Here is a 25654-nt window from a genome sequence, read left to right on the forward strand (position 1 = left end):
CGCCACGAGGGGCGTGCGGGCACTTTCTGAGTCCGGTGCGTGACCGGATGGTTACCCGCCGCGGAGAACCCCGATGCGGATCGGACGCATGTCCGACGCGATCGCTGCGCGCGGCACCGCACGGGCGGCACCGCGCAGTCGGTGTGCGGCTACTGCGCCGGCTCCACGCGGACCGCGCAGACCTTGAACTCCGGCATCCGGGAGACGGGGTCCAGGGCCGGGTTGGTCAGGGAGTTGGCGCGGCCCTCGCCCGGCCAGTGGAACGGCATGAAGACCGTGTCCGCGCGGATGGCGTCCGTGATGCGGGCCGGGGCGACGGCGCGGCCGCGGCGGGAGGTGACGGCGAGCGGGTCGCCGTCGGCCACGCCGATACGGGCCGCCAGGCGCGGGTGGAGCTCCACGAACGCGCCGGGGGCGGCCGCGTTCAGCTCCTCGACGCGGCGGGTCTGGGCCCCCGACTGGTACTGGGCGACGACCCGGCCGGTGGTGAGCAGGATCGGGTAGTCGGCGTCCGGGACCTCGGCCGCCTCGCGGTGGGAGACGGGGACGAAGCGGGCACGGCCGTCGTCGGTGGCGAAGCGGTCCAGGAAGAGCCGCGGCTCCCCCGGGGAGCCCTCGGGGCAGGGCCAGAAGACGCCCTGCTCGCTCTCGATGCGGGCGTACGAGATGCCCGCGTAGTCGGCCGGGCCGCCGGCCGAGGCGCGGCGGAGCTCCTCGAAGACCGCCTCGGCCTCGGTCGGGAAGCCCTTCTCGACGCCGAGGCGGGCCGCCAGTCCCTGCAGGACCTCCAGGTCGCTGCGGACGCCCGGCGGCGGGGTCAGGGCCCGGCGGCGCAGCAGGACGCGGCCCTCCAGGTTGGTGGTGGTGCCGGTCTCCTCCGCCCACTGGGTGACGGGCAGGACCACGTCGGCGAGGGCCGCGGTCTCGGAGAGGACGACGTCCGCGACGGCCAGGAAGTCCAGCGCGCGGATGCGGTCCTCGACGTGTGCGGCGCGGGGGGCCGAGACCACCGGGTTGGAGCCCATCAGGAGCAGGGCCCTGACGTCCGTGCCGAGGGCGTCGAGGAGTTCGTACGCGCTGCGGCCCGGGCCCGGGAGGGTGTCGGGGTCGACGCCCCACACCCCGGCGACGTGGGCCCGTGCGGCCGGGTCGGCCAGTTTGCGGTAACCGGGGAGCTGGTCGGCCTTCTGGCCGTGCTCGCGGCCGCCCTGGCCGTTGCCCTGGCCGGTGAGGCAGCCGTAGCCGGAGAGCGGGCGGCCGGCGCGGCCGGTGGCCAGGCACAGGTTGATCCACGCGCCGACGGTGTCGGTGCCCTTGGACTGCTGCTCGGGGCCCCGGGCGGTGAGGACCATCGCGGAGGACGGGGCGCAGAACAGTGAGACCGCCTCGCGCAGTTTCGGCACGGGGACGCCGGTGATCCGCTCGACCAGCTCCGGCCAGTGCGCCATCGCCGCCGCGCGGGTCTCCTCCCAGCCGGTGGTGCGCTCGGCGATGAACTCCTCGTCGGTGTGGCCCTCGGCGACGACCAGGTGCAGCAGGCCCAGCGCGAGGGCGAGGTCCGTGCCGGGGCGGGGGGCCAGGTGCAGGTCGGCCTGCTCCGCGGTGCGGGTGCGGCGCGGGTCGACGACGATCAGGGTGCCGCCGCCCTCCTTCAGCTCGGTGAGGTAGCGCAGGGCGGGAGGCATGGTCTCGGCGAGGTTGGAGCCGACGAGGATCACGCACCCGGTGCGGGGGATGTCCTCCAGCGGGAAGGGCAGCCCGCGGTCCAGGCCGAACGCCCGCTGGTGGGCGGCCGCCGCCGAGGACATGCAGAAGCGGCCGTTGTAGTCGATCTGCGAGGTGCCGAGGGCGACGCGGGCGAACTTGCCGAGCGCGTACGCCTTCTCGTTCGTCAGTCCGCCGCCGCCGAAGACGCCGACCGCGTCCGGGCCGTGGGCGCGCCGGGTGCGGTCGAGGCCCGCGGCGACGGCGTCGAGGGCCTCCTCCCAGGTGGCTGGCTCGAGCCGGCCGGCGTGGGTGCGGACGAGCGGCTCGGTCAGGCGCACCCGGGAGGAGAGCACGGCGGGGGCGGTGCGGCCCTTGCCGCACAGCGCGCCCCGGTTCACGGGGAAGTCGGCCCGCTCCTCCACCGCTGCCGGGTCCGCCCCGTCCGGCGTGGGGCGGAGCTTCATGCCGCACTGGAGCGCGCAGTACGGGCAGTGCGTGGCGGTGGCGGTGTCGGGCGTGTGCATGGAGCCAGCGTGCGGCGGCGGTGTTACGCGGGCCGCCGCCTGACGGTTACACCTCCTGTACGGGCACCTCAGCGCGCCCGCCGCCGCCCGGTGAGGCCCGGGCCCCGGGCCCCCTGCCGGCCAGCCCGAAGCCCCTCCGGGCCGACGCCCACCGGGCCGCCGGGCCGCCAGGCCGCCAGGCCGCCAGGCCGCCAGGCCGCCAGGCCGCCAGGCCGCCAGGCCGCCGAACCGTCACCGGCCGGTCAGGTTCCGCACGGTCAGGCCGGCCGTCCAGCCGCCGTCGACCGCCAGCTCGGCGCCGGTGACGTACGCAGCGGCGTCGGAGAGCAGGAAGGCGACCGCGGCGGCCGTCTCCTCGGGTACTCCCACGCGGCCCAGGGGGGCGCCGGGGAAGTTGCCCGCGCCGGGCCGGATGCCGATCTGCGCGGTCATCGGGGTCAGCGTCATGCCGGGGTGCACGGAGTTGACCCGGATCCCCGCCTCGGCGAGCTCCACCGCGCCGATCTTGGACAAGCCGCGCACGCCCCATTTGGAGGCGCCGTACCCGGCGGTGAGGGCCATGCCGGTGAGGCCCGCCGCGGAGGAGATGTTCACGATGGAGCCGCCGCCGTTCGCCCGCAGCAGCGGGATCGCGGTCCGGATGCCGATGAACACGCCGACCAGGTTGGTCTCGACGACCCGGCGGAAGTTCTCGACGCTCTCCTCCTCCAGAAGCGTGCCGGCGGCTATGCCCGCGTTGTTGACCAGCCCGTCGAGCCGGCCGAACTCGGCCACGGCGTGGTCGAGGGCGGCCTGCCAGTCGGCCTCGTTGGTGACGTCGTGCCGCAGGAACCGCGCCGCGCCGCCGAGCTTCGCGGCCGTCTCCGCGCCCTCCGCCTCCAGTACGTCGGTGATCAGCACCCTGCCGCCGCCGTCCACGACGGCCTGCGCCGCCGCCGCGCCCAGACCCCGGGCCCCGCCGGAGACGACCACGGCCTTGCCGCCCAGATCCACCACCGCCACGCTTCCCACCCCTGCCTTCGCACCCGACCGGTCCGCGGCTGCCCGGCGCGGCACCCCGGCGGTGATCGCCGACAGTGGCCCGCCCGGCAGCGCCGCGTCAGTCTCGCAGAGCGCCCAGGGCCCGGGGTACGCCCTGCTCCTTCGGCCCGAGGAAGTACGGCGCCGGCTTGAACGCCGCGTCCAGGGCCGCCTTGCCCGCCGCGAACACCTCCCGGGTGCCGCCGTAGTACCAGGTCGCGTCGTGCTCGTCGTCCACGCCGACCCCGTACGAGTCCACGCCCGCCGCCCGGCACAGGGCGACGGCCCGGCGTATGTGGAAGCCCTGGCTGATCAGCACCGCCCGCTCGACCCCGAATATCTCCCGGGCCCTGACGCACGAGTCCCACGTGTCGAACCCCGCGTAGTCGCTGACGACATGCGCGTCCGGCACCCCGTGCCCGGTGAGGTACGTGCGCATCGCGCTCGGCTCGTCGTACTCGGTGCGGCTGTTGTCCCCGGTGACGAGGACGACCTTCACCTTGCCGGTGCGGTACAGCTCCACGGCCGCGTCGAGACGGCGGGCCAGGTACGGGGTCGGCTTGCCGTTCCACAGCCCCGCCCCGAACACCACCGCCACCTCGGCGGGCGGTGTGTCGGCCGTGCCGTGCAGCCGGTCCGCGGCCACCGCGTGCGTCCACGCCGAGGGCAGCAGCGCCAGCACGCAGCCCGCCATCACCGCCTGCACGGCCCGCCGCCGGCCGCGCACCCCGCGCGGCGGCCGCAACCGCAGCACGGCCGCCGCCCGCCTCGCCCGGTCCCGCATCCCCGTCACCCCCGTGATCCTCGTAATCCTCGTAATCCTCGTGATCCTCGTGATCCTCGTGGTCTTCATGTCCGATCCCCCCGCCGCTCGCCCCGGCCGCCCTGTCCAGGTGCCCTGCGCCCGCCGCACACACCGTTCACACGCGTCGTTCGCACACATTGACGATCAAGTCCGCCGCCCGAGTTCCCCCCTCCCCCTCTTTCACTCGGACGAATGACCGAGTGAGCACCCTGCAAACACCCGTCATACCGGCGCAACGCCCCTGCAATCTGCACCCCGCAGGATCGGTTCATGACGGAGCCGGTGCACCCTCCCGAGTCCCCTTCCCTCCCGCTTCCCGCCGCCACGGCCGCTGAGCTGCTGACCCGGATCACCGCCCGACTCGGCACGCAGCTGCGCGGACTGCGCCCGCAGGGGGCCCGGTCCCACGGAGTCCACGCATGCAGCCCACCCTCGTCGCCGTCGCCCACGGCAGTCGCGACCCGCGCGCCCTCCCCACGGTGCAGGCCCTGCTCGAGCGGATCCGCGAGCTCCGCCCCCGCCTCGACGTCCGGCTCGGCCACATCGAGCTGAACCGGCCGCTGCTCGCCGACACCCTGTGGCGCACCCCCGGCCCGGCGGTGCTCGTCCCCCTGCTCCTCGGCCGCGGGTACCACGTCAAGCGGGACCTGCCCGCGGCCGCAGCCCGGCACGCCGACGCCCGCGTCGCCGCGCCGCTCGGCCCGCACCCGCTGCTCGTCGAGGCCCTCTACGAGCGCCTCCTGGAGGCCGGCTGGAGCCCGGAGGCCCACACCGCCGTCGTGCTCGCCGCCGCCGGCTCGCGCGACCCCGACGCGGCGGCCGACACCCGGCGCACCGCCGCCCTGCTCTCCGAGCGCCTCGGCGGGACGGCCGTCGTACCGGCCTACGCCTCCGCCGCGGTGCCCGCCGTGCCCGACGCGGTCCGGGCCCTGGCCTCCCGGGGCCACCACCGGGTCGCCGTGGCCTCGTACTTCACCGCCCCGGGCCGCTTCGCCGCGCAGAGCGCCGCCGCCGCGACCGGCCCGGCGGCCGCCCCGCTCGGCGACCACCCGGCGCTGGCCCGCCTCGTACTGCTGCGCTACGACCAGGCCCTGGCCGCCCGGCGGACCCGGACCCCGCTGGAACTCGCCACAGCCTGAGGACCGCGCGGGTTCGGATCGCTCGGATTGTCGGTGTCTCCGGTTACCGTCGGACCATGGAAGGCATGGCAGGCACCGCACCCGTCCGACCGCACGGCACCGCCGGCCCCGGAGGCCCGGGAGGTCCGGGAGGCTCCGGAGGCCACTACTCCCCCGCCGACACCGAGCGCTGGGCCCCCGAGCCCGACAAGCGCCCCGGCCGGACCGCCTTCCAGCGCGACCGCGCCCGCGTGCTGCACTCGGCCGCGCTGCGCCGCCTCGCCGGGAAGACCCAGGTCGTCACCCCCGGCAGCCGCTCGTACGACTGGGACGCCAGCCCCCGCACCCGGCTGACGCACTCGCTGGAGTGCGCCCAGGTCGGCCGCGAGCTCGGCGCGGCCCTCGGCTGCGATCCCGACCTGGTCGAAGCGGCCTGCCTCTCGCACGACATGGGCCACCCGCCCTTCGGGCACAACGGCGAGGAGGCGCTGAACGAGTTCGCCAAGGACTGCGGCGGCTTCGAGGGCAACGCCCAGTCGCTGCGCCTGCTGACCCGCCTGGAGCCGAAACGGTTCACGGCCGACCCGGCGACCGGCGCGCCCGTCAGCGTCGGGCTCAACCTCACCCGGGCCTGCCTGGACGCCGCCACCAAGTACCCCTGGGCCCGCGGCGGCCACCCCACCGACCCCGACTCGGTCAAGTTCGGCGCGTACGAGGACGACCTGCCCGTCTTCGCGTGGCTGCGGCACGGCGCGCCCGCCGGCCGCAAGTGCTTCGAGGCGCAGGTCATGGACTGGTCGGACGACGTGGCCTACTCCGTGCACGATTTCGAAGACGGCCTGCACGCCGGGCACGTCGACCCCAACCTCCTGTTCGCCGAGCCGGAGCGCGCCGCGATCCAGCAGGTCGCGATCGGCCGGTACGTCCCCGCCGGCACCGACCCGGAGGAGCTGCGCGATGCCCTCGACCGGCTGATGGAACAGGAGTGGTGGCCGCACGGCTACGACGGCTCGGCCGCCGCCCAGGCCCGGCTGAAGGACGCCACCAGCCAGCTGATCGGCCGGTTCTGCCTGGCCGCCGAGGGCGCCACCCGCGGGGCGTACGGCTCCGGCCGGCTGAGCCGGTACGCGGCCGAGCTGGTCGTCCCGCGCGAGACGCGCAACGAGTGCGCGGTCCTCAAGGCGGTCGCCGACCTGTACGTGATGCAGCGCGACGAGCAGGAACGCCTGCGCGCCGACCAGCGCATCGTCCTGGCCGAACTTGCGGAGGCGCTGCTCGCCCGCGCGCCCGAGGGCCTGGACCCCCAGTTCCGTGCGATCTTCGACGCGGCCCCGGACGACAAGGCCCGCAAACGCGCGGTCATCGACCAGATCGCGTGCCTGACGGACGCATCGGCGCGCTCCCTGCACGCCCGTCTCACCCACCGCACCCGCCGCGCCCGCCGCACCGAAGGGTGATCCGATCGGGCCACTCCCCCTTCACGCGGCAGGCCCGGTGCGGGACGCTCGCATGTGGTTGCAAGTGGCGGTGAGGTTATGAGGAGGCATCAGGTGGTCGACGCACACCGGACGTTCGTCATCGTCGGCGCAGGGCTGGCCGGGGCCAAGGCGGCGGAGACGCTGAGGTCGGAGGGGTTCACGGGGCGGGTGATCCTGATCGGCGACGAGCGCGACCACCCGTACGAACGGCCCCCGCTGTCCAAGAGCTACCTGCAGGGCAAGGAGGAGCGCGACAGCGTCTTCGTCCACGAGGCGTCCTGGTACGCCCGCGCCGACATCGAGCTGCACCTCGGCCAGCCCGCGGTGCACCTGGACCGGGAGGCGAAGAAGGTCGTCCTCGGCGACGGCACCGCGCTGCCCTACGACAAGCTGCTGCTGGCCACCGGCGCCGAGCCGCGCCGCCTGGACATCCCGGGCACCGCCCTGGCCGGGGTGCACCACCTGCGCCGGCTCGCGCACGCCGAACGGCTGCGGGCCGTCCTGGCCGGCCTCGGCCGGGACAACGGGCACCTGCTGATCGCGGGCGCCGGCTGGATCGGCCTGGAGGTCGCCGCCGCGGCCCGCGAGTACGGGGCCGAGGTCACCGTGGTGGAGCCGCTGGCCACCCCGTTGCACGGGGTGCTCGGCCCGGAGATCGGCCGGCTCTTCGCCGACCTGCACGCCGAGCACGGCGTCCGCTTCCACTTCGAGACGCGCCTCACCGAGATCGTCGGGCACGACGGCATGGTGCTCGCCGCCCGGACGGACACCGGCGAGGAGCTCCCGGCGCACGCGGTGCTCGCCGCGATCGGCGCCGCCCCGCGGACGGCGCTGGCCGAGACCTCCGGACTGGCCCTGGTCGACCGGGAGCACGGCGGCGGTATCGCCGTGGACGCCTCGCTGCGCACCTCGGATCCGGACATCTACGCCGTCGGGGACGTTGCCGCCGCCCACCACCCGCTGCTGGGGACCCGGCTGCGCGTCGAGCACTGGGCGAACGCGCTCAACGGGGGCCCGGCCGCCGCGCGGTCCATGCTCGGGCAGGAGATCAGCTACGACCGGGTGCCGTACTTCTTCTCGGACCAGTACGACGTGGGCCTGGAGTACTCGGGATACGCCCCGGCGGGCGGCTACGACCAGGTCCTGATCCGCGGTGACGCGGCCAAGCGGGAGTTCATCGCGTTCTGGCTGTCGGACGGGCGGGTGCTGGCCGGTATGAACGTGAATGTGTGGGATGTCACGGACGACATCCAGGCCCTGATCAGGTCGAAGGAGCAGGTCGACCGCGAGGCCCTGGCGGACCCGTCGGTTCCGCTGAGCTCGCTGGCGGCGGGCCGGGGCGCCTGAGGGTTTTCCCGCGTCCGGCCGTAGACTTCACGGGTGGCAGGACGGATCAACGACGACGACGTGAAGGCGGTACGGGACGCGGTCCCGATCGACGCCGTGGTCTCCGACTACCTGCAGCTGCGCAACGCCGGCGGCGGCAACCTCAAGGGCCTGTGCCCCTTCCACGACGAGAAGTCCCCGTCCTTCCAGGTCAGCCCCAGCAAGGGCCTCTACCACTGCTTCGGCTGCCAGGCGGGCGGGGACACCCTCGACTTCATCATGAAGATCGACCACCTGTCGTTCTCGGAGGCGGTCGAGCGGCTGGCCGCCCAGGCGGGCATCACGCTGCGCTACGAGGAGGGCGGCTACACCGCGGGCACCAGCGGCCGCGGCGAGCGGATCCGGCTGGTCGAGGCGCACAAGGCGGCCGCCCGGTTCTACATCGACCAGCTGAACGGCGCCGAGGCGGAGATCGCCCGCAGGTTCCTGGCCGAGCGGGGTTTCGACCAGGCCGCGGCCGCGTACTTCAGCGTCGGCTACAGCCCGGCCGGCTGGGACCACCTGACCCGCTTCCTGCGCGGCAAGGGCTTCACCGACCGGGAGCTGATCACCTCGGGCCTGTCCCAGGACAGCCGCAGCGGCAAGCCCATCGACCGCTTCCGCGGCCGGCTCATGTGGCCGATCCGCGACATCAGCGGCGAGGTGGTCGGCTTCGGCGCGCGCAAGCTGCGCGAGGACGACAACGGCCCGAAGTACCTGAACACGCCCGAGACGGCGATCTACAAGAAGTCCCAGGTGCTCTACGGCATCGACCTGGCGAAGAAGGAGATCGCGCGGACCTCGCGGGCGGTGGTCGTCGAGGGGTACACCGACGTGATGGCCTGCCACCTGGCCGGGGTCACCACCGCGATCGCGACCTGCGGCACCGCCTTCGGCGGCGAGCACGTCAAGATCCTGCGCCGGCTGCTGATGGACAACGCCACGGCCGAGGTGATCTTCACCTTCGACGGCGACGCCGCCGGGCAGAAGGCCGCGCTGCGCGCTTTCGAGGACGACCAGAAGTTCGCCGCCGAGACCTCGATCGCCATCACCCCGGGCGGCATGGACCCCTGCGACCTGCGCCTGGCCCAGGGCGACGAGGCCGTGTCCACACTGGTGGAGTCGCGTACTCCGCTGTTCGAGTTCGCGCTGCGGCACATCGTGTCCCGGCACAACCTGGAGAACCCTGCGGGCCGCGCGGCCGCGCTCGACGAGGCCGCCCCGGTCGTCGCCGGCATCAAGAACATCGCGATCCAGCACGAGTCGGCGGTCCAGCTGGCGGGCATGCTCGGCATCCGTGACGAGCAGTTCGTGGTCAAGCGGGTCGCGCAGCTGGCCCGCTGGGCGCGCGAGCGCGGCGGCCGGCCGGGCGCCGCCGGGGACCGGCCGGCGGCCGGGCCGGGCCGCTCGTACGAGGCCGTACCGGCGCCGGCCGCCCCCGCGGGCGGTCCCGCGCTCAACCTGCGCAACCCGGTCCACGTGACGGAGCGCGAGCTGCTCAAGCTGGCCCTCCAGCGGCCCGAGCTGGTCTCGCCGGCGTTCGACGCGTACGGGGTGGACGAGTTCACCGCCCCGCCGTACGCGGCGGTCCGCCAGGCCATCCTGGACGCGGGCGGCGTCTCGCCCGGCGCCGGGGACTACCTGGCCCGGGTCCGCGACGCGGCGCCGAACGACACCGTCCGCGCGCTGGTCACCGAGCTGGCGGTGGAGGCCATCCGCTCCCGGACGGTGGACGAGGTCTACGCCGGGGTCCAGCTGGTCCAGGTCCGGCTGCGCGCGGTCGACCGCCGGGTCCACGAGATCACCGGCACGATGGCCCGGCTGGGCCCGCAGGCGCCGCCGGAGCAGCTGGCGGCGGTCCAGGAGGAGCTGTGGGTCCTCCAGCAGTACGGGCAGCGGCTGCGCAACCGCGGCGCCGAAGGGCTGTAGCCGCCGCGGGGGCGGTCAGCGGGGCGGGAGGGACCGGCCGGGCGTCCGGCGGCCGAGCCAGTCGCCGCCGGGTATCTCCGTGCCCGACTCGCGCAGCCTGCGGGCCAGCGGCGGGGCCGCCAGGTAGACCCACGCGCGGGTGCGCGTGCCGTCCGGGCGGACCGCGTCGCACCGGACCCGGTCGTAGACGTTCAGCGGCAGGCCGGGGCCGTGGTACTCCTCCAGCCGGTCCAGTTCGGCCAGCAGCGTCCCGTATGCGCCCGGCGCCGCGGTGATCAGCTCGCCCACGATCTCCGCCCCTTCCCGCCGGACGGCGTACGGGTATCCGGGGCCGTCGTACAGGAGCGCGCCGGGGAGCCGGGCGGGCTCCTCGGCCGAGGTGCGGCCGCGCAGGAACAGGGCGTGGTTGGCCTCACCGGGCCGCAGGGTCCCGTACACGAAGAAGGGCAGCTCGGCGGGGACCGGCTCCGGCGCTCCTCCGGGATGCTCCGGCCGGCCGGCTGCCGAGGTCGCTGATGTCACGGGGCCCTCCCTCTCGTGGTCCTGGACCCGGTTCCGGGTCTCCCCGGGCCCCTCCACCGTACGCACCGCTGCGCCGCGGCCTCCCGGCACCGGGGCCGGCGCCCGGCGCGGGCGTGGGGCCGCGCCGGGTCACCCGGACGGACCGAGTCCCCCGTACGGCCGAATCGGTGGCTGCGACCTGCGGGAACACCGGCCGGTCCGGCTGAACTGACGTGGCATCAGCAGGCGGGTGCCCACGAGGAGGGGTTACCACGGGAGCACGACCTCGTGTCTCCAGGAGCCACCATGCGCCGTCGCACCGCCCACGTGCTCACCATCACCGCGCTCACCGCCGCCGCGTTCGCCGGCCCGGTCGCCGGTGCGGTCGCGGGCGGGGCCGCCGCCGCGGACCTCGGCAGGCCCGGATCCGCCCCGGGCGACTTCGCCGTCCTGGAGGTCCGGCCCGCGTCGGCCGCCCCGGGGGCCACGGTCGCCGCGAACACCACGGCCTGCGGGTCGGGCGGGCACGCCGACGGCGACGCGACGATGGTCGGCGGCGGCCGCTTCACCCTGCTGCCGGACACCCGCCAGGAGGTGGTCGCCGGGCAGTTCCAGGTCGCCCGCGACACCCGCCCCGGCACGTACAGCATCGGCGCGACCTGCGCCGACGGGAAGTACGCCACCGGGGACCTGGTCGTCACCGCACGCGGCCCCCAGGGCCACGTGCGCACCGGGGTGGGCGGTGGCACGACCACCACCGCGAACCCCGTCCGAATCACGGCGGGAGCGGCATTGCTGGCCGCGGCCGCCGTCGGCGGTACCTGGCTCCTGCGTCGCCGGGCGAGCGGCACGCGGAGCTGACGGGCGCCCACCGCGGCCCGGCCGCGGTCCGACCGGTACCGCCCCCCCGTCGCCCGCCCCGCGAGGTCCCCCCCGTTCGCGGGGCCGGGCGACGGCCTGTCACACGCAGAACACGCCGTACCCGCCGTACACCGAGGGGGCATCCCATGGGCGCCAGCCAGGCCGGCCGCGGCGGGCTCGTCGCGCTCACCGCCTGCATCGGCGTCTGGCTCGTCGGCACCGGCTCCGGCGAACCGGTCCGGCCCCCGCTCCCCTCCCCCGCCGAGGCCCTGAGCTCCACCGGACAGGCACGCTACCCGGGCAGCATCGACCCGCTCCCCGGATCCCCGCCGACCCGGATCCGGATCCCGTCCATCCGGGTGGACGCCCCGCTGACCGGGCTCGGCCTGGCCCGCGACGGCAGCCTCGACGTGCCGCCGCCGGCCCGCCGCGACCTGGCGGGCTGGTACCGGGACGGCACCACCCCGGGCGCCGCGGGCACGGCCGTCGTCGTCGGCCACGTCGACCACGCCTCCGGGCCGGCGGTCTTCTACCGGCTGGGCGCGCTGCGCCGCGGGGCTGCCGTCGAGGTGCGGCGCGCGGACGGGCGTACGGCCGTGTTCACCGTCCACGCGGTCCAGGTGTACGACGCGAAGCACTTCCCGGACACGCGCGTGTACGGGCCCTCGCCGCGCGCCGAGCTCCGGGTGATCACCTGCGGGGGCGGCTTCTCGCCGCGCACGGGATACCAGGGCAACGTGGTCGTCTTCGCCCACCTGACGGGGACGTACTGACGGCGGTGTACCGACGGCCCGGCCCGGGGCCGTCGGGGCCTCACCGTCCCCCGGCCGCCGCGCTGAGGTGGGCGTTCCGTTCGGGTAACAAGCGCGATGCCGAGGGGAAACAGCCTCCCCGCACGCTCGTGTCATGACCTCGGAGCAGCAGCGTGTGGTGGTGATCGGCGGCGGCCTCGCGGGCCTCAGGCTCGCGCAGCGGCTGGGCGCGAGCCCGGCCGTGCGGGTCACCGTGCTCGGCGAGGAGTCGCACGTCCCGTACAACCGGGTGCTGCTCGCCGAGGTCCTCGCCGGCCGGTACGCACCGGAGGTCGCCGCCCTTCCGGATCCCGGCCCGGCACTGCGGCGGGGGGTACGGGCCGTCCGGATCGACCGGGCCACCCGGACGGTGCACTGCGACGACGGCAGCACGGAGCCGTACGACGCCCTGGTCCTGGCCACGGGCTCCAACGCCGTGCTCCCGCCGCTGCGCGGGCTCTTCGAGCCCGAGGGCCTCGCCGGAGCCGGCGCCGCCTCCCGGGGGGACCGGGAACTCCCGGACGGGGTCCACGCGTTCCGGACCATGGACGACTGCCTGGCACTGTCGGCGGCCGTGGCGGCCGGGCCGGGCGTGCGCGCGGTGGTGATCGGCGGAGGCCTCCTCGGCGTCTCCGCGGCCCGCGCGCTGGCCGAGCGCGGCGCACAGGTCGTCCTGGCCCAGCAGGGCGAGCGCCTGATGGAGCGCCAGCTCGATGCGGAGGCCTCGGCGCTGCTGCACGCCCATCTGACGGCCCTCGGCATCGAGATCCACACCGAGTGCCGGGTCCGCGGACTGAGCACCTCCTCCGCCCGCCCCGGCACGGGCACCGCCGCCGGCCGCCGGGTCACCGGCGTCGAACTCGCCGACGGCTACCGCCTCGACGCCGACCTCGTCGTCCTGGCCTGCGGCGTCCGCCCGCGCACCGGCCTGGCCCGCGCCGCCGGGCTCACCGTCCGCACCGGCATCGTGGTGGACGACCGGCTGCGGACCGACGACCCGCGCATCCACGCCGTCGGCGACTGCGCCGAGCACGCCGGCCGGGTGTACGGCCTGGCCGGCGCCGCGCTGGAGCAGGCCGACTCCCTCGCCGCCCTCCTGACCGCCACCCTCCCGACCGGCAGCCTCCCGACCGGCGCCCTCCCGACCGGCGGCGGCGACGCCGCCGCCCCGCCGCCCGGCTACACCGGAACCCGCGCCCTGACCCGCCTGACCCTCGCGGCCGGCGGCACCGGCCCGCTCGACCTCGCCGCCTTCGGCGAGACCACCCCCCTCCCGGGCGACGACGTGGTCCGCCTCTCGGACGCCACCCGCCGGACCTACCGGAAGGTCGTCGTCCGCGGCGACCGCCTCGTCGGCGGTGTCCTCCTCGGCGAGCTCTCCAGCGTCGGCGCCCTCGCCCGCAGCTGGGAGGACGAGGAAGTCCTGACCGACCTGTTCCACCTGCTCACCGACGACGGAGGCTCCTGATCATGGCCGCATCCACGCCCACCCCCGCCATCGTGCTCATCGGCCACGGCATGGTCGGCCAGCGCTACCTGGAGGCGCTCGCCGAGCGCGGGGCCACCGCCACGCACCGGATCACCGTGCTGTGCGAGGAGCCCCGGCCCGCCTACGACCGTGTGCACCTGACCTCGTACTTCTCCGGCACCAGCCCCGAGGACCTCTCCCTCACCCCCGCCGGCTTCATGGAGCAGCACGGGATCGACCTGCACCTCGGCGACCCGGCCGAGAGCATCGACCGCGAGGCCCGTACCGTCACCTCCCGCTCGGGGCGGGTGTTCCCGTACGACGTCCTCGTCCTGGCGACCGGCAGCTACCCGTTCGTGCCGCCCGTGCCCGGCAAGGACGCCCCCGGCTGCTTCGTCTACCGCACCGTCGAGGACCTCCTCGCCATCGAGGAGTACGCCGCGAACTGCACCTCCGGCGCCGTCGTCGGCGGCGGCCTGCTCGGCCTGGAGGCCGCCGGCGCCCTCCAGGGGCTCGGGCTCCCCACCCGGATCGTGGAGTTCGCGCCCCGCCTGATGCCCGTACAGGTCGACGAGGGCGGCGGCGCGGCCCTGCTGCGCACCATCGAGCGCATGGGCCTGACCGTGCACACCGGCGTCGGCACCCAGGAGATCCTCACCGGCGAGGACGGCCGCGTCAGCGGAATGCGGCTCTCCGACGGCTCCGCCGTCGACACCGGGCTCGTCGTCTTCTCCGCCGGCGTCCGCCCCCGCGACCAGCTGGCCCGCGACGCGGGCCTGACGGTCGGCGAGCGCGGCGGCATCGCCGTCGACTCCCGCTGCCGCACCTCCGACCCGCGCGTCTACGCCGTCGGCGAGTGCGCCCTGGCCGCCGACGGCCGGGTGTACGGCCTGGTCGCCCCCGGCTACGAGATGGCCGAGACCGCCGCCGAGGACCTGCTGGGCCGGGAGAAGGAGTTCACCGGGGCGGACCTGTCCACCAAGCTGAAGCTGCTCGGCGTGGACGTGGCCTCCTTCGGAGACGCCCACGGCGCCACCGAGGACAGCCTCGACGTCGTCTACTCCGACTCCCGCTCGGGCGTCTACAAGAAGCTTGTGGTCTCCCCCGACGGGGTGCTGCTCGGCGGGGTCCTGGTCGGCGACGCCGACGCGTACGGGCTGCTGCGCCCGCTCACCGGCAGCGTCCCGCCCGTCAGCCCGGACCAGCTGGTGCTGCCCGCGGGACTGTCCCCGGCCGCGCAGCTCGGCCCGTCCGCGCTCCCCGACACGGCGGTCATCTGCTCCTGCCACAACGTCACCAAGAAGGCGATCACCGCCTGCACCACCCTCCCCGAGGTCAAGAAGTGCACCAAGGCGGGCACCGGCTGCGGCGGCTGCATCAAGGTGATCGAGCAGCTGCTGCCCGCCCCCGCCGACAAGGGGCTGTGCGGCTGCTTCCCGTTCACCCGCGCCGAGCTGTACGAGATCGTCCGCACCCGGCGGCTGACCTCGTACGAGCAGCTCCTCGACGGCCACGGCCGGGAGGCGGCCCGCGGCGGCGACGGCTGCGAGGTCTGCAAGCCGGCCGTCGGCTCGATCATCGCCTCGCTCGCCCCCACCCTGGGCGCGAGCGGCTACGTCCTCGACGGGGAGCAGGCCTCCCTCCAGGACACCAACGACCACTTCCTCGCGAACCTCCAGCGCAACGGCTCGTACTCGGTCGTCCCGCGCATCCCCGGCGGCGAGATCACCCCGGACAAGCTCATCGTGATCGGCGAGGTCGCCCGCGACTTCGGGCTCTACACGAAGATCACCGGCGGACAGCGCATCGACCTCTTCGGCGCGAGCGTGGACCAGCTCCCGCGGATCTGGGCCCGGCTCGTCGACGCCGGCTTCGAGTCCGGGCACGCGTACGGCAAGGCGCTGCGGACCGTGAAGTCCTGCGTGGGGCAGACCTGGTGCCGCTACGGGGTCCAGGACAGCGTGCGGATGGCCATCGACCTGGAGCTGCGCTACCGGGGCCTGCGCGCCCCCCACAAGCTCAAGTCGGCGGTGTCCGGCTGCACCCGCGAGTGCGCGGAGGCGCAGAGCAAGGACTTCGGCGTGATCGCCACCGCCAACGGCTGGAACCTGTACGTCGGCGGGAACGGCGGGGCCACCCCGCGCCACGCCGACCTCCTCGCCCAGGACCTGTCCGACGCCGAACTGGTCCGGCTCATCGACCGGTTCCTGATGTTCTACATCCGCACCGCGGACCGGCTGGAGCGGACCTCCACCTGGCTGGACCGGCTGGAGGGCGGCCTGGACCACCTGCGGGACGTCGTCGTGCACGACTCCCTCGGGCTGTGCGAGGAGCTGGAGTCGCTGATGGCGGACCACGTCGCGAACTACCGCGACGAATGGGCGGAGACCTTGGAGGACCCGGAACGGCTGCGCCGGTTCGTCTCCTTCGTCAACGCGCCCGGGGCCCCGGACCCGACCGTCCGGTTCGTGCCCGAACGCGACCAGGTCAAGCCCGACCTGGCGATCCTGACCGGCCGGCAGCCGCTGGAAGCCGTGGGAGGCACCCGATGACCGTGGAACTGCAGGTGGACGAAGGCTGGCTGACGGTGTGCGAGCTGTCCGACATGATCCCGGGGCGGGGGGTGGCGGTGCTGCTGCCCGACGGCAGCCAGGCCGCGGTGTTCCTCGGCCGCTCGGGATGGACGTACGCCATCGACAACCGGGACCCCTTCACGGGCGCGGCGGTGCTCTCCCGGGGGCTGGTGGGGTGCGTGGAGGGCAGGCCCTTCGTGGCCTCGCCGCTGCTCAAGCAGCGCTTCGACCTGGCGACGGGGCGCTGTCTGGACGACGAGGAGGTGTCGGTCCGGACCTATCCGGTGCGGACCGCCGTGACCTCGGCCGCCGTGGCCTAGCGGGGGCCTCGGGGAGCGGGGGCGGGGGCGGGGGTGGCCCGGCCGGCCGCGGGCACGGGGGAGCGCAGGGGACCACGACGCACGGGGGCACTCCACGGCGGCAGGGGCGGGCGGGCTTCGGTACCGCGTGACTACCCGGCCGTGGGCGCGGTCCTTCCCGGTGGGCCCCGGCGTACGGGAGCGCGCCGGAGGGCCCGGGGGTCATCGCGATCCCCGGGCCCTCTCGGCGTGCTCCGGTCCCGGCGCGCGGTGGTGCCGGGCGGTGGTGCGGTGGTGCCGGGCGGTGGTGCCGGGCGGTGGTGCCGCCGCCCGGTCAGGCCGCCGAGCGGAGCCGCAGCGCGGCGAGCGGGACGAAGCCCGTGCCGCCCTCGCGGTGCAGCGGGGCGTCCGCTCCGGCCAGCCGCCGGTGCAGGGCCAGCGCGATCCGCTCGCCCATCGCCTTGGCCCGCTCCGCGACGGGCCCCCGGTGCAGTCCGTCCACGGCGGCGCGCCAGAGCTGCACCCAGCGGCCGAAGTCCTCGGCCGTCATGGCCCGTGCCGCGTGCAGCGCGGCGTGCGGGGCGAAGGGGTCACGGCCGTAGGAGGCGCTGCGGAACAGGGCCCGTTCCCAGAAGTCGGTGATCCGGGGCAGGTGGGCGTCGAGGTCCGTGCCGGCGATCTCCGTGAAGAAGGGGCCGATCCGCCCGTCGGCGAAGGCGGCCGTGTAGAAGCGGCGCAGCACGACCTCGAGGTCGGCGCGGCCGCGGATGTCGTGGTCGGCGGCGGAGGGGTCCATGGCCCCAGCATCCTCGCCGACGCGGGGGCCGGCCAGGGCTCGAAGTCCCTGATACGTCCGGGATGCGTCACATCGCGTCGGGGGGCTCCGTCACGCAAAGCGCACGGGCGCCGATGGCGTGGCGGCGTACGAGACCTTCCGGGAGGAACACCCGGGTGGCTGGAAATCGCCGCTGCGGGGCGGATCTTGCGCCGGATTCCGAACGCGGAGTACCGGATATCGGCGCGCACCGCACCCCGAAACGGCCCCGGGCACCTCCGGGCGGGACCCGCACCGCGGGCCGCCCCGCCCCCGTACCCGGGCCGTGTGGACCCGGGTACGGGGCTGCGGCGGGCGCTACGAGGCCACCGCGCCGCCCTTGAGGAGCGCGGCCCCCAGCGGCGTCACCGTGTGCAGGACGGCGTTTCCCCGGCGCAGGGTGGTCACCAGTCCGGCCTCGCGCATCACGCAGGCGTGCTGGCTCGCGGAGGCCAGCGAGACCCCGGCACGGCGGGCGAGCTCGCTGGTGGTGGCTCCGTCGCCGATGGCCCGCAGCACCACCGAGCGGGTGTGCCCGACGAGCTTGCCCAGGGTGCGCTGGCGCTGCTCCTCCAGGGGGCGAATCGATTCGCTTCCGGTGGGCGCCGAGGCCAGCTGCGCCGCGGCCGGGTAGACCAGCACGGGCGGCAGCTCCGGGTCGTGCAGGGTCACGGCCGTGCGCCGGCAGAAGAACGACGGCTGGAGCAGCAGCCCCCGCCCGCGCAGCCACACGTCGCGGTCCACTGGGTAGTCGCATTCCAGGACCGGGGCCCGCCAGCGCAGCATCGGCGGCAGCGAGGCCAGCAGTTCGTCCGCGCCGCCGTCCAGCAGGGCCCGGCCGCGCGCGGCCCGCTCGGCCTCGATCTGGGCCTGGATGTGGTTCCAGTACGGGGCCACGGCCGCCCGGTGGTAGCCGCGCAGCTCGGCCAGCAGCCTCGGCAGGTGCTGCGTGCCGCCGTCCATGAACTCCCGCAGCCGCCGCGGCACCCCCGTGTCCGCGCCGCCTCCCGCGCCCGGGGGCATGCCGAAGGCGGCACCCACCCGCGCGCCCGCCCCGAGCAGGGCCAGCTCGCGCCGGATCCGCTCCGGGTGCAGCCCGCGCAGCGCGTCGAGGCCCACGTCCCACCCGTACTGCCCCTCCGCAGGGGTCAGGAAATCGGGGAAATAGCCGCGACTCGGTATGAGCGCGCCGAGCAAGCGTGTTTCACCATTCAACCTGCTGCGGGTTTCCGTTCGCCATTCACCGAAGAGCCGGGCATCACGCCGGTCTCTTAAGCGGTGAAAACTCAGAATCGTTTCCCACAACGCATCGGGACGCCCTGCCATCCGCACGCGTGCCAGGTCCACTCCAGTGAAATGGATACGCAGCACCGAACCCCCACCTGTGCAACCGCAATCCCCCCGCCCCATGAGTATGCACGCCGTCACACGACGTCACCACGCCCTTTCGGCCACAGTTGAAACCCCTTTCGGCGGGGGCGTGACAACCGAAATGCTGTACTCCGCCAGGCACACTCCAGTGCGACCGAAACGCTCCGTGAAGGCCGTGGGGGGCTTTGCGGGGCCTGGCGGTCGGTCGCACCGGGATGCGCCGACGTGCCTGGCGGATTGACAGCAGGCGGTGGACGGGTGGGGATCCGTCCACCGCCTGCTGGCGTAAAGATTTGTTGAACAACAAAGAATTGCCCGCCTGCCCTCGGGGGTCAGGGAACCCGGGGGCAGGCGGACTCTCAGGGGCCCTCAGCGGGCCTCAGGCAGGTTCAGCGGCTGTCGCTGCCCGTCGCCTCGGCGGCGGCGCGACCGGCCTCCAGACGCGCCACCGGAATCCGGAACGGCGAGCAGGAGACGTAGTCGAGGCCGACCTCGTGGAAGAAGTGGACGGACTCGGGGTCACCGCCGTGCTCGCCGCAGACGCCGAGCTTGAGGTCGGGGCGGGTGGCCCGGCCGGCCTGTGCCGCACTGCGGACGAGGGCGCCGACGCCGTCCTTGTCGATGGTCTCGAACGGCGAGACCCCGAAGATGCCCTTCTCCAGGTAGGCGGTGAAGAAGCTGGCCTCGACGTCGTCGCGGGAGAAGCCCCACACCGTCTGGGTCAGGTCGTTCGTGCCGAAGGAGAAGAACTGTGCGGCCTCGGCGATCTGCGCGGCGGTCAGGGCGGCGCGCGGCAGCTCGATCATCGTGCCGATGGTCAGCCTGAGGTCGACGCCGGTGGCGGCCTCGACCTCGGCGATGATCGCGTCGGCCTCCTCGCGGACGATCTCCAGCTCCTGGACGGTGCCCACGAGCGGGATCATGATCTCGGCGCGCGGGTCGCCCTTGGCGTTCTTGCGCACGGCCGCGGCCTCGGCGATCGCCCGGACCTGCATGGCGAACAGGCCGGGGATGACCAGGCCGAGGCGGACACCGCGCAGGCCCAGCATCGGGTTCTGCTCGTGCAGCTTGTGCACGGCCTGGAGCAGCCGCAGGTCGTTCTCGTTGTGGTCCTTGCGGGCCTCGGCGAGGGCGACGCGCACCGACAGCTCGGTGATGTCGGGCAGGAACTCGTGCAGCGGCGGGTCGAGCAGGCGGACGGTGACGGGCAGGCCGTCCATCGCCTCGAACAGCTCGATGAAGTCCTTCTTCTGCAGCGGCAGGAGCTCGGCGAGGGCGGCCTCGCGCTCGTCCTCGGTGTCCGCGAGGATCAGGCGCTCGACCATCTCGCGGCGCTCGCCGAGGAACATGTGCTCGGTGCGGCACAGGCCGATGCCCTGGGCGCCGAAGCGGCGGGCGCGCAGCGCGTCCTCGGCGTTGTCGGCGTTGGCCCGCACCCGCAGCCGGCGGACGCGGTCCGCGTAGGCCATGATCCGGTGGACGGCCTGGACCAGTTCGTCGGCGTCGTCGGCGCCGGCGTGCATACGGCCCTCGAAGTACTCGACGACCGGGGACGGTACGACGGGCACCTCGCCCAGGTACACCTTGCCGGTGGAGCCGTCGATGGAGACGACGTCACCCTCCTCGATGACCCGGTCGCCGACCGTCATGCGGCGGCGCTTGGTGTCGACGTCGAGCTCTTCGGCGCCGCAGACGCAGGTCTTGCCCATGCCGCGGGCGACGACGGCGGCGTGCGAGGTCTTGCCGCCGCGGGAGGTCAGGATGCCCTCGGAGGCGATCATGCCGTCGAGGTCGTCGGGGTTGGTCTCGCGGCGGATGAGGATGACCTTCTCGCCGGAGCGGGACCACTTGACGGCCGTGTAGGAGTCGAAGACGGCCTTGCCGACCGCCGCGCCCGGGGAGGCGGCGATGCCGCGGCCGAGCAGTTCGGTCTTGGCGTCCTCGTCGAAGCGCGGGAACATCAGCTGCGCGAGCTGGTGGCCGGTGACCCGCTGGAGGGCCTCGGCCTCGTCGATCAGGCCCTGGTCGACGAGCTGGGTGGCGATGCGGAACGCGGCGCCGGCCGTGCGCTTGCCGACACGGGTCTGGAGCATCCACAGCTGGCCGCGCTCGATCGTGAACTCGATGTCGCAGAGGTCCTTGTAGTGGGTCTCCAGCGTCTCCATGATCTGCATCAGCTGGTCGTAGGACTTCTTGTCCAGCTGCTCCAGGTCGGCGAGGGGCACCGTGTTGCGGATGCCGGCGACGACGTCCTCGCCCTGCGCGTTCTGCAGGTAGTCGCCGTAGACGCCCTGGTGGCCGCTGGCGGGGTCGCGGGTGAAGGCGACACCGGTGCCGGAGTCGGGGCCGAGGTTGCCGAAGACCATCGAGCAGACGTTGACCGCGGTGCCCAGGTCGCCGGGGATGCGCTCCTGGCGGCGGTAGAGCTTGGCGCGGTCGGTGTTCCAGGAGTTGAAGACCGCCTCGACGGCGAGGTCGAGCTGCTCGCGGGCGTCCTGCGGGAACTCGCGGCCGGCCTCCTTTGCGACGATCTTCTTGAAGACCTTGACCAGCTTCTTCAGGTCGGCGGCGTCGAGGTCGGTGTCGACGGTGACCTTCTTGGCCTCCTTGGCCGCGTCGAGGGCGTCCTCGAAGAGCTCGCCCTCGACGCCGAGGACGGTCTTGCCGAACATCTGGATGAGGCGGCGGTACGAGTCCCACGCGAAGCGCTCGTTGTCGGCCTGGGCGGCGAGGCCGACGACGGAGGCGTCGGAGAGGCCGATGTTGAGGACCGTGTCCATCATGCCGGGCATCGAGAACTTGGCGCCGGAGCGGACGGAGACCAGCAGCGGGTCGTCCGACTGGCCGAGCTCCTTGCCCATCTTCGCTTCGAGGGCGGCAAGGTGGGCGCTGACCTCGTCGCGGAGGGCGGCCGGCGCCTCACCGCTCTCGAGGTAGACCTTGCAGGCCTCGGTCGTGATGGTGAAGCCGGGAGGGACCGGCAGACCCAGGTTGGTCATCTCGGCGAGGTTGGCTCCCTTGCCGCCGAGAAGGTCCTTGAGGTCGCGGTTCCCCTCGGTGAAGTCGTAGACGAACTTCTGGTTCTTGTTTTCCGACACGGGTCTCGACTCCTCGAGGACTCGGTGGCTGCCCTGACGGCGAGGAACATACCCAGATCGAAGGCTTCTGGGTACGTCCACTTGGCCGTCATACGGCCGTAACCACTCGTGCGCCCCCGGATCGAAAGTAACTCACCGGTAGCCGAAACCTCTCAAGAGCGTTCACCTCCCGAAGGATGAGATCCCTACGAAGGCTTGACTACGCTCGAATGAGCGATCATCGATACATTTGCGTTCAAGAGTTGAACAAACAAAGGGTGGCACCCAGTGCCACCCTTTGGAAGTCTTAGCCGTGATTTTCGCGCTCATGTGAGCGCAACCCCACCCATGCGTGGCGTATGTCACGCCGCCGACGGCATAGTTTGTCAGCTGATTCTCAGCCTCCGGACGTGTCCAGCTCGGCGTCCTCACCCACTCCGGCACAGTCGTACGGATCCTTCAGCCAGCCATCCGGGAGGACAACCCGGTTGTTTCCGGACGTACGGCCGCGGGGGCCGTCCGCACCCTCGGGCCAGGGCTGGTCCAGGTCCAGCTCGCTCAGATGAGCATTGAGCTCGGCCAGCGAGGAGGTGACCGCCAGCTTCTTGCGCATCTCGGAACCCACCGAGAAGCCCTTCAGGTACCAGGCCACGTGCTTACGGAAGTCGATCACCCCGCGCGCCTCGTCGCCGATCCACTCGCCGAGCAGCTCCGCATGCCGGTGCATGGTCGCCGCGACCTCGCGCAGCGCGGGCCGGTGGAAGTCCTCCGGGCGCCCCTCGAAGGCCGCCACGAGGTCGTTGAACAGCCACGGGCGCCCCAGGCAGCCGCGGCCCACCACGACGCCGTCGCAGCCCGTCTCGCGGACCATGCGCAGTGCGTCCTCGGCGCACCAGATGTCGCCGTTGCCGAGCACGGGGATCTCCGGGACGTGCTCCTTGAGCCGGGCGATGGCCTCCCAGTCCGCGGTGCCGCCGTAGTGCTGGGCGGTGGTGCGGCCGTGCAGGGCGATGGCGGTGACGCCCTCCTCGACCGCGATCCGGCCGGCGTCCAGGTAGGTGAGGTGGTCGTCGTCGATGCCCTTGCGCATCTTCATGGTCACCGGCAGGTCGCCGGCGCCCGCGACCGCCTCGCGGAGGATGGCGCGCAGCAGGTTCCGCTTGTACGGCAGGGCGGAGCCGCCGCCCTTGCGGGTCACCTTGGGGACCGGGCAGCCGAAGTTGAGGTCGATGTGGTCGGCACGGTCCTCCTCGACGATCATGCGGACCGCCTTGCCGACCGTCGCGGGGTCGACCCCGTACAACTGGATCGAGCGGGGCTTCTCGGCCTCGTCGAAGTGGATCAGCTGCATGGTCTTCTCGTTGCGCTCGACCAGCGCCCGGGTCGTGATCATCTCGCTCACGAACAGCCCCTTGCCGCCGCTGAACTCGCGGCAGAGGGTGCGGAACGGGGCGTTGGTGATGCCGGCCATGGGCGCGAGCACCACCGGGGGCTGCACGGTGTGCGGGCCGATCGCGAGGGGGGCGGGGAGCGTGGTCATCCCCCCATTGTCGCCCAGCGGGCTCCCGGCACACATCTCTTTAGTTAGGCGTACTATCGGAACGGGGGGCGGGGGCTCGACGCGGACTGGATCGGGCGCCGCCGGGTTTCGCCGCGCGCCCGGCCTCTTCACGGCCGACTCGCCGCCGCTCTGCTCGCTCACGCCGGGGCCTGCACCGGCTCGCCGCCTTTCGGCCGCCCCCTTCAGTGGGGCCGCGGAGGCCGCGATCAGCGCCTTCGCCAGGCTGTTCATGCCGCTCACGGCCGCGCCGGCCTTCGCGCGCCAACCCCTGTCCGACCCGCCGGTCGCCTCCGCGGGCCGCGGCCACCATGTTCCCCTTCCGTCCCCCGAGGCCGCCGCAGACACCCCCTCCGACCTCCTTCCGCACCCCACCCCACCATGACGGGTGACAGATATTGAAATCTGTCACCCGTCATGCCATTCTCGTTCCATGGACACGAACCAGAGCACCCGCCCGACCACCACCCACCGCCTCCGCACCCTCGGCGCGACCGGACCGGCCGTCTTCCCGCTCGGCCTCGGCTGCATGGGCATGTCCGCGCTCTACGGCGAGGCCGACCGGAGCGAGTCGATCGCGACCATCCACGCAGCACTGGACGCCGGCGTGACACTGCTCGACACCGGCGACTTCTACGGCATGGGCCACAACGAGCTGCTCATCAACGAAGCCCTGCGCACCGCGCCGGCCTCCGCCCGCGAGCAGGCGCTGACCAGCGTGAAGTTCGGCGCGCTGCGCACGGTCGAGGGCAGCTTCACCGGCTACGACGGCCGCCCGGAGGCCGTGAAGAACTTCCTGGCCTACTCGCTCCAGCGGCTGGGCCGGGACCACATCGACATCTACCGGATCGCCCGCGTGGACCCGGACGTGCCGATCGAGGAGACGGTCGGCGCCATCGCCGAGGCCGTCGAAGCGGGGCACGTGCGGCACATCGGCCTGTCCGAGGTCGGGGCGGACACCCTGCGCCGGGCTGCGGCCGTGGCGCCCATCGCGGACCTCCAGATCGAGTACTCGCTGATCTCCCGCGGCATCGAGCGCGAGATCCTGCCGGCCGCCCGCGAGCTGGGCATCGGCGTCACCGCGTACGGGGTCCTCTCCCGCGGCCTGATCAGCGGCCACTTCACCCGCGACCGGGAGCTGGCGCCCGGCGACTTCCGCGGCATGAGCCCCCGCTTCCAGGGCGAGAACCTCCGGCGCAACCTCGACCTGGTCGAGGCGCTGCGCAAGGTCGCCGGCTCCAAGGGCATCAGCGTGGCCCAGACCGCCATCGCCTGGGTTCTGTCGCGCGGCGAGGACATCGTCCCGCTGATAGGCGCCCGCCGCCGGGACCGCCTCGCCGAGGCACTCGGTGCCATGAACGTGGAGCTGACGCAGGCCGACCTCATAGCCATCGAAGACGCGGTCCCGGCCGGAGCCGCCGCCGGCGCCCGCTACCCGGAGGCCCAGATGGCCCACCTCGACAGCGAGCACTGAGGCGGCTGTACGGTCGTACCCATGCCACCCGCTGCCGCCGCGCCCCTGACCCCCGAGCGCATCCTCGAAACCACCGAAGAGGTGCTGCGCCGCTACGGCCCCACCAAGGCCACGGTGGTGGACGTGGCGCGCGCCCTGGGCGTCAGCCACGGCAGTGTCTACCGGCACTTCCCGTCGAAGGCCGCGCTGCGCGAGGCCGTCACCGACCGCTGGCTCGCCAAGAGCGTCGACCGCCTGGAGGGGATCACCTCCGCTCCCGGCGAGAGCGCCCCCTCCAAGCTGGAGTCATGGCTGGAGGCCCTGTTCGACGCCAAGCGCCACAAGGCGGGTGACGACCCCGAGCTGTTCGCGACGTACACGGTGCTGCTCGCCGAGAACAGCGGGGTGGTCGACCACCACCTGAGCCAGCTGATCGGCCAGCTGGGCCGGATCATCGCCGAGGGGGTCGAGGCGGGCACGCTCGCCGCCCCGGACGTTCCGGCCGCCGCCCGCGCGGTGTTCGACGCCACCGGGCGGTTCCACGACCCCCAGTACGCGGCCGAGTGGAGCTCGCCCACGATCACCGACGAGTTCGAGGCGGTCACCGCCCTCGTGATCCGGGGTCTGCGCGCCTGACGCGCCACGGACGGCACGCCGGAGAGCACCGCCTGGCGGAACGGCCCGTGGCAGTTCGACGGGTTCCGCCACGCTCGGCGGGCCGGCGCTGTGGACCGCGCACTCACTACGGCAAGCGCTCGAAGGCCGAGGGTGAGCGCCGCGCCGCCGCGGCGGAGGCCGCCGCCCGGGCCGCCGCGGTCTGGTCGCGGCGAACACGACGGTGGGCCAGGGCGCAGCACCCCCCCCCAACCCCCCGCCCCCCCCCCCCCAGCCCCCGGGCCTCGGGGACGACGTACATGCGCTTCAGCTCGGCGTCGCCGTCCG

19 protein-coding genes are annotated in these 25654 nt (G+C 73.8%); 11 read left to right on the forward strand and 8 right to left on the reverse strand.

Annotation, left to right across the window (positions count from 1 at the left end):
• Positions 1-149 precede the first annotated feature (149 nt).
• From AC068A_RS17990 to AC068A_RS18000, 3 genes are all read right to left on the reverse strand, one after another.
• Positions 150-2231 carry a molybdopterin oxidoreductase family protein gene (locus AC068A_RS17990; protein WP_478585942.1) on the reverse strand — a complete coding sequence of 694 codons (2082 nt, stop codon included), beginning with the start codon at positions 2229-2231 and terminating at the stop codon, positions 150-152.
• 231 nt (positions 2232-2462) lie between these two features.
• Entirely contained in the window at positions 2463-3227 is a 765-nt protein-coding gene (locus tag AC068A_RS17995; protein ID WP_478585979.1) for an SDR family oxidoreductase, read from the reverse strand.
• A gap of 103 nt (positions 3228-3330) precedes the next feature.
• Positions 3331-4035, reverse strand: a complete 705-nt coding sequence (locus AC068A_RS18000; RefSeq protein WP_478585981.1) for a SanA/YdcF family protein — start codon at positions 4033-4035, stop codon at positions 3331-3333.
• A gap of 440 nt (positions 4036-4475) precedes the next feature.
• Between AC068A_RS18000 and AC068A_RS18005 the strand changes: the two genes are divergently transcribed.
• The 4 genes from AC068A_RS18005 (at position 4476) to dnaG (ending at position 9946) form a co-directional block, all read left to right on the forward strand.
• Entirely contained in the window at positions 4476-5195 is a 720-nt protein-coding gene (locus AC068A_RS18005; RefSeq protein ID WP_478585944.1) for a sirohydrochlorin chelatase, read from the forward strand.
• Positions 5196-5251: 56 nt separating this feature from the next.
• Positions 5252-6631, forward strand: a complete 1380-nt coding sequence (locus AC068A_RS18010; protein WP_478585946.1) for a deoxyguanosinetriphosphate triphosphohydrolase — start codon at positions 5252-5254, stop codon at positions 6629-6631.
• Positions 6632-6724: 93 nt separating this feature from the next.
• Positions 6725-7999 carry an NAD(P)/FAD-dependent oxidoreductase gene (locus AC068A_RS18015; protein ID WP_478585948.1) on the forward strand — a complete coding sequence of 425 codons (1275 nt, stop codon included), beginning with the start codon at positions 6725-6727 and terminating at the stop codon, positions 7997-7999.
• A 33-nt stretch (positions 8000-8032) separates the two neighbouring features.
• Positions 8033-9946 (forward strand): DNA primase, encoded by a 1914-nt coding sequence (dnaG, locus tag AC068A_RS18020; RefSeq protein ID WP_478585950.1) that lies wholly within the window; start codon positions 8033-8035, stop codon positions 9944-9946.
• A 15-nt stretch (positions 9947-9961) separates the two neighbouring features.
• Here dnaG and AC068A_RS18025 read toward each other — a convergent pair whose 3' ends face one another.
• The gene (locus AC068A_RS18025) at positions 9962-10396 is read right to left on the reverse strand and encodes a gamma-glutamylcyclotransferase family protein (protein ID WP_478585983.1); all 435 of its coding nucleotides are present in this window, start codon (positions 10394-10396) and stop codon (positions 9962-9964) included.
• Positions 10397-10753: 357 nt separating this feature from the next.
• Between AC068A_RS18025 and AC068A_RS18030 the strand changes: the two genes are divergently transcribed.
• The 5 genes from AC068A_RS18030 to nirD all read left to right on the forward strand — a co-directional run bounded on the left by AC068A_RS18030 (position 10754) and on the right by nirD (position 16460).
• The gene (locus AC068A_RS18030) at positions 10754-11308 is read left to right on the forward strand and encodes a hypothetical protein (RefSeq protein ID WP_478585952.1); all 555 of its coding nucleotides are present in this window, start codon (positions 10754-10756) and stop codon (positions 11306-11308) included.
• A gap of 146 nt (positions 11309-11454) precedes the next feature.
• A complete protein-coding gene (locus AC068A_RS18035; RefSeq protein WP_478585954.1) occupies positions 11455-12081 on the forward strand; it encodes a class F sortase in 627 nt (208 codons plus the stop codon).
• Between the two features lie 133 nt (positions 12082-12214).
• The gene (locus tag AC068A_RS18040) at positions 12215-13567 is read left to right on the forward strand and encodes an NAD(P)/FAD-dependent oxidoreductase (RefSeq protein ID WP_478585955.1); all 1353 of its coding nucleotides are present in this window, start codon (positions 12215-12217) and stop codon (positions 13565-13567) included.
• Between the two features lie 2 nt (positions 13568-13569).
• Positions 13570-16119: a nitrite reductase large subunit NirB gene (gene nirB / locus AC068A_RS18045; protein ID WP_478585957.1), complete on the forward strand. Its 2550-nt coding sequence runs from the start codon at positions 13570-13572 to the stop codon at positions 16117-16119.
• Positions 16116-16460, forward strand: a complete 345-nt coding sequence (gene nirD, locus AC068A_RS18050) for a nitrite reductase small subunit NirD (protein WP_478585958.1) — start codon at positions 16116-16118, stop codon at positions 16458-16460. The genes nirB and nirD overlap by 4 nt, the downstream gene beginning before the upstream one ends.
• Positions 16461-16773: 313 nt before the next feature.
• Here nirD and AC068A_RS18055 read toward each other — a convergent pair whose 3' ends face one another.
• The 4 genes from AC068A_RS18055 to dusB form a co-directional block, all read right to left on the reverse strand.
• Entirely contained in the window at positions 16774-17235 is a 462-nt protein-coding gene (locus AC068A_RS18055; protein WP_478585959.1) for a group III truncated hemoglobin, read from the reverse strand.
• A gap of 336 nt (positions 17236-17571) precedes the next feature.
• Positions 17572-18624: an ArsR/SmtB family transcription factor gene (locus AC068A_RS18060; RefSeq protein ID WP_478585961.1), complete on the reverse strand. Its 1053-nt coding sequence runs from the start codon at positions 18622-18624 to the stop codon at positions 17572-17574.
• A gap of 389 nt (positions 18625-19013) precedes the next feature.
• Positions 19014-21722, reverse strand: coding sequence for a pyruvate, phosphate dikinase (gene ppdK / locus AC068A_RS18065; protein WP_478585963.1), 2709 nt, complete (start codon positions 21720-21722; stop codon positions 19014-19016).
• A gap of 376 nt (positions 21723-22098) precedes the next feature.
• On the reverse strand, positions 22099-23241 hold the full coding sequence (gene dusB / locus AC068A_RS18070) for a tRNA dihydrouridine synthase DusB (protein WP_478585965.1): 1143 nt from the start codon (positions 23239-23241) through the stop codon (positions 22099-22101).
• 451 nt (positions 23242-23692) lie between these two features.
• Here dusB and AC068A_RS18075 point away from each other — a divergent pair, with 451 nt between their 5' ends.
• Together AC068A_RS18075 and AC068A_RS18080 are read left to right on the forward strand one after the other, a co-directional pair.
• Positions 23693-24733: an aldo/keto reductase gene (locus AC068A_RS18075; RefSeq protein ID WP_478585967.1), complete on the forward strand. Its 1041-nt coding sequence runs from the start codon at positions 23693-23695 to the stop codon at positions 24731-24733.
• 21 nt (positions 24734-24754) lie between these two features.
• Positions 24755-25348, forward strand: a complete 594-nt coding sequence (locus AC068A_RS18080; RefSeq protein ID WP_478585969.1) for a TetR/AcrR family transcriptional regulator — start codon at positions 24755-24757, stop codon at positions 25346-25348.
• The last annotated feature ends 306 nt before the right edge of the window (positions 25349-25654 follow it).

The organism is Streptomyces sp. NPDC043854, assembly GCF_056436005.1.

Excerpts from the sequence above, each read along its gene's own strand:
- AC068A_RS17990 (WP_478585942.1), bottom strand. The coding sequence starts at position 2,231 with ATGCACACGCCCGACACCGCCACCGCCACGCACTGCCCGTACTGCGCG.
- AC068A_RS18000 (WP_478585981.1), bottom strand. The coding sequence starts at position 4,035 with ATGCGGGACCGGGCGAGGCGGGCGGCGGCCGTGCTGCGGTTGCGGCCG.
- AC068A_RS18005 (WP_478585944.1), top strand. The coding sequence starts at position 4,476 with ATGCAGCCCACCCTCGTCGCCGTCGCCCACGGCAGTCGCGACCCGCGC.
- AC068A_RS18010 (WP_478585946.1), top strand. The coding sequence starts at position 5,252 with ATGGAAGGCATGGCAGGCACCGCACCCGTCCGACCGCACGGCACCGCC.
- AC068A_RS18030 (WP_478585952.1), top strand. The coding sequence starts at position 10,754 with ATGCGCCGTCGCACCGCCCACGTGCTCACCATCACCGCGCTCACCGCC.
- AC068A_RS18035 (WP_478585954.1), top strand. The coding sequence starts at position 11,455 with ATGGGCGCCAGCCAGGCCGGCCGCGGCGGGCTCGTCGCGCTCACCGCC.
- AC068A_RS18040 (WP_478585955.1), top strand. The coding sequence starts at position 12,215 with ATGACCTCGGAGCAGCAGCGTGTGGTGGTGATCGGCGGCGGCCTCGCG.
- nirB (WP_478585957.1), top strand. The coding sequence starts at position 13,570 with ATGGCCGCATCCACGCCCACCCCCGCCATCGTGCTCATCGGCCACGGC.
- nirD (WP_478585958.1), top strand. The coding sequence starts at position 16,116 with ATGACCGTGGAACTGCAGGTGGACGAAGGCTGGCTGACGGTGTGCGAG.
- AC068A_RS18055 (WP_478585959.1), bottom strand. The coding sequence starts at position 17,235 with ATGGACCCCTCCGCCGCCGACCACGACATCCGCGGCCGCGCCGACCTC.
- dusB (WP_478585965.1), bottom strand. The coding sequence starts at position 23,241 with ATGACCACGCTCCCCGCCCCCCTCGCGATCGGCCCGCACACCGTGCAG.
- AC068A_RS18075 (WP_478585967.1), top strand. The coding sequence starts at position 23,693 with ATGGACACGAACCAGAGCACCCGCCCGACCACCACCCACCGCCTCCGC.
- AC068A_RS18080 (WP_478585969.1), top strand. The coding sequence starts at position 24,755 with ATGCCACCCGCTGCCGCCGCGCCCCTGACCCCCGAGCGCATCCTCGAA.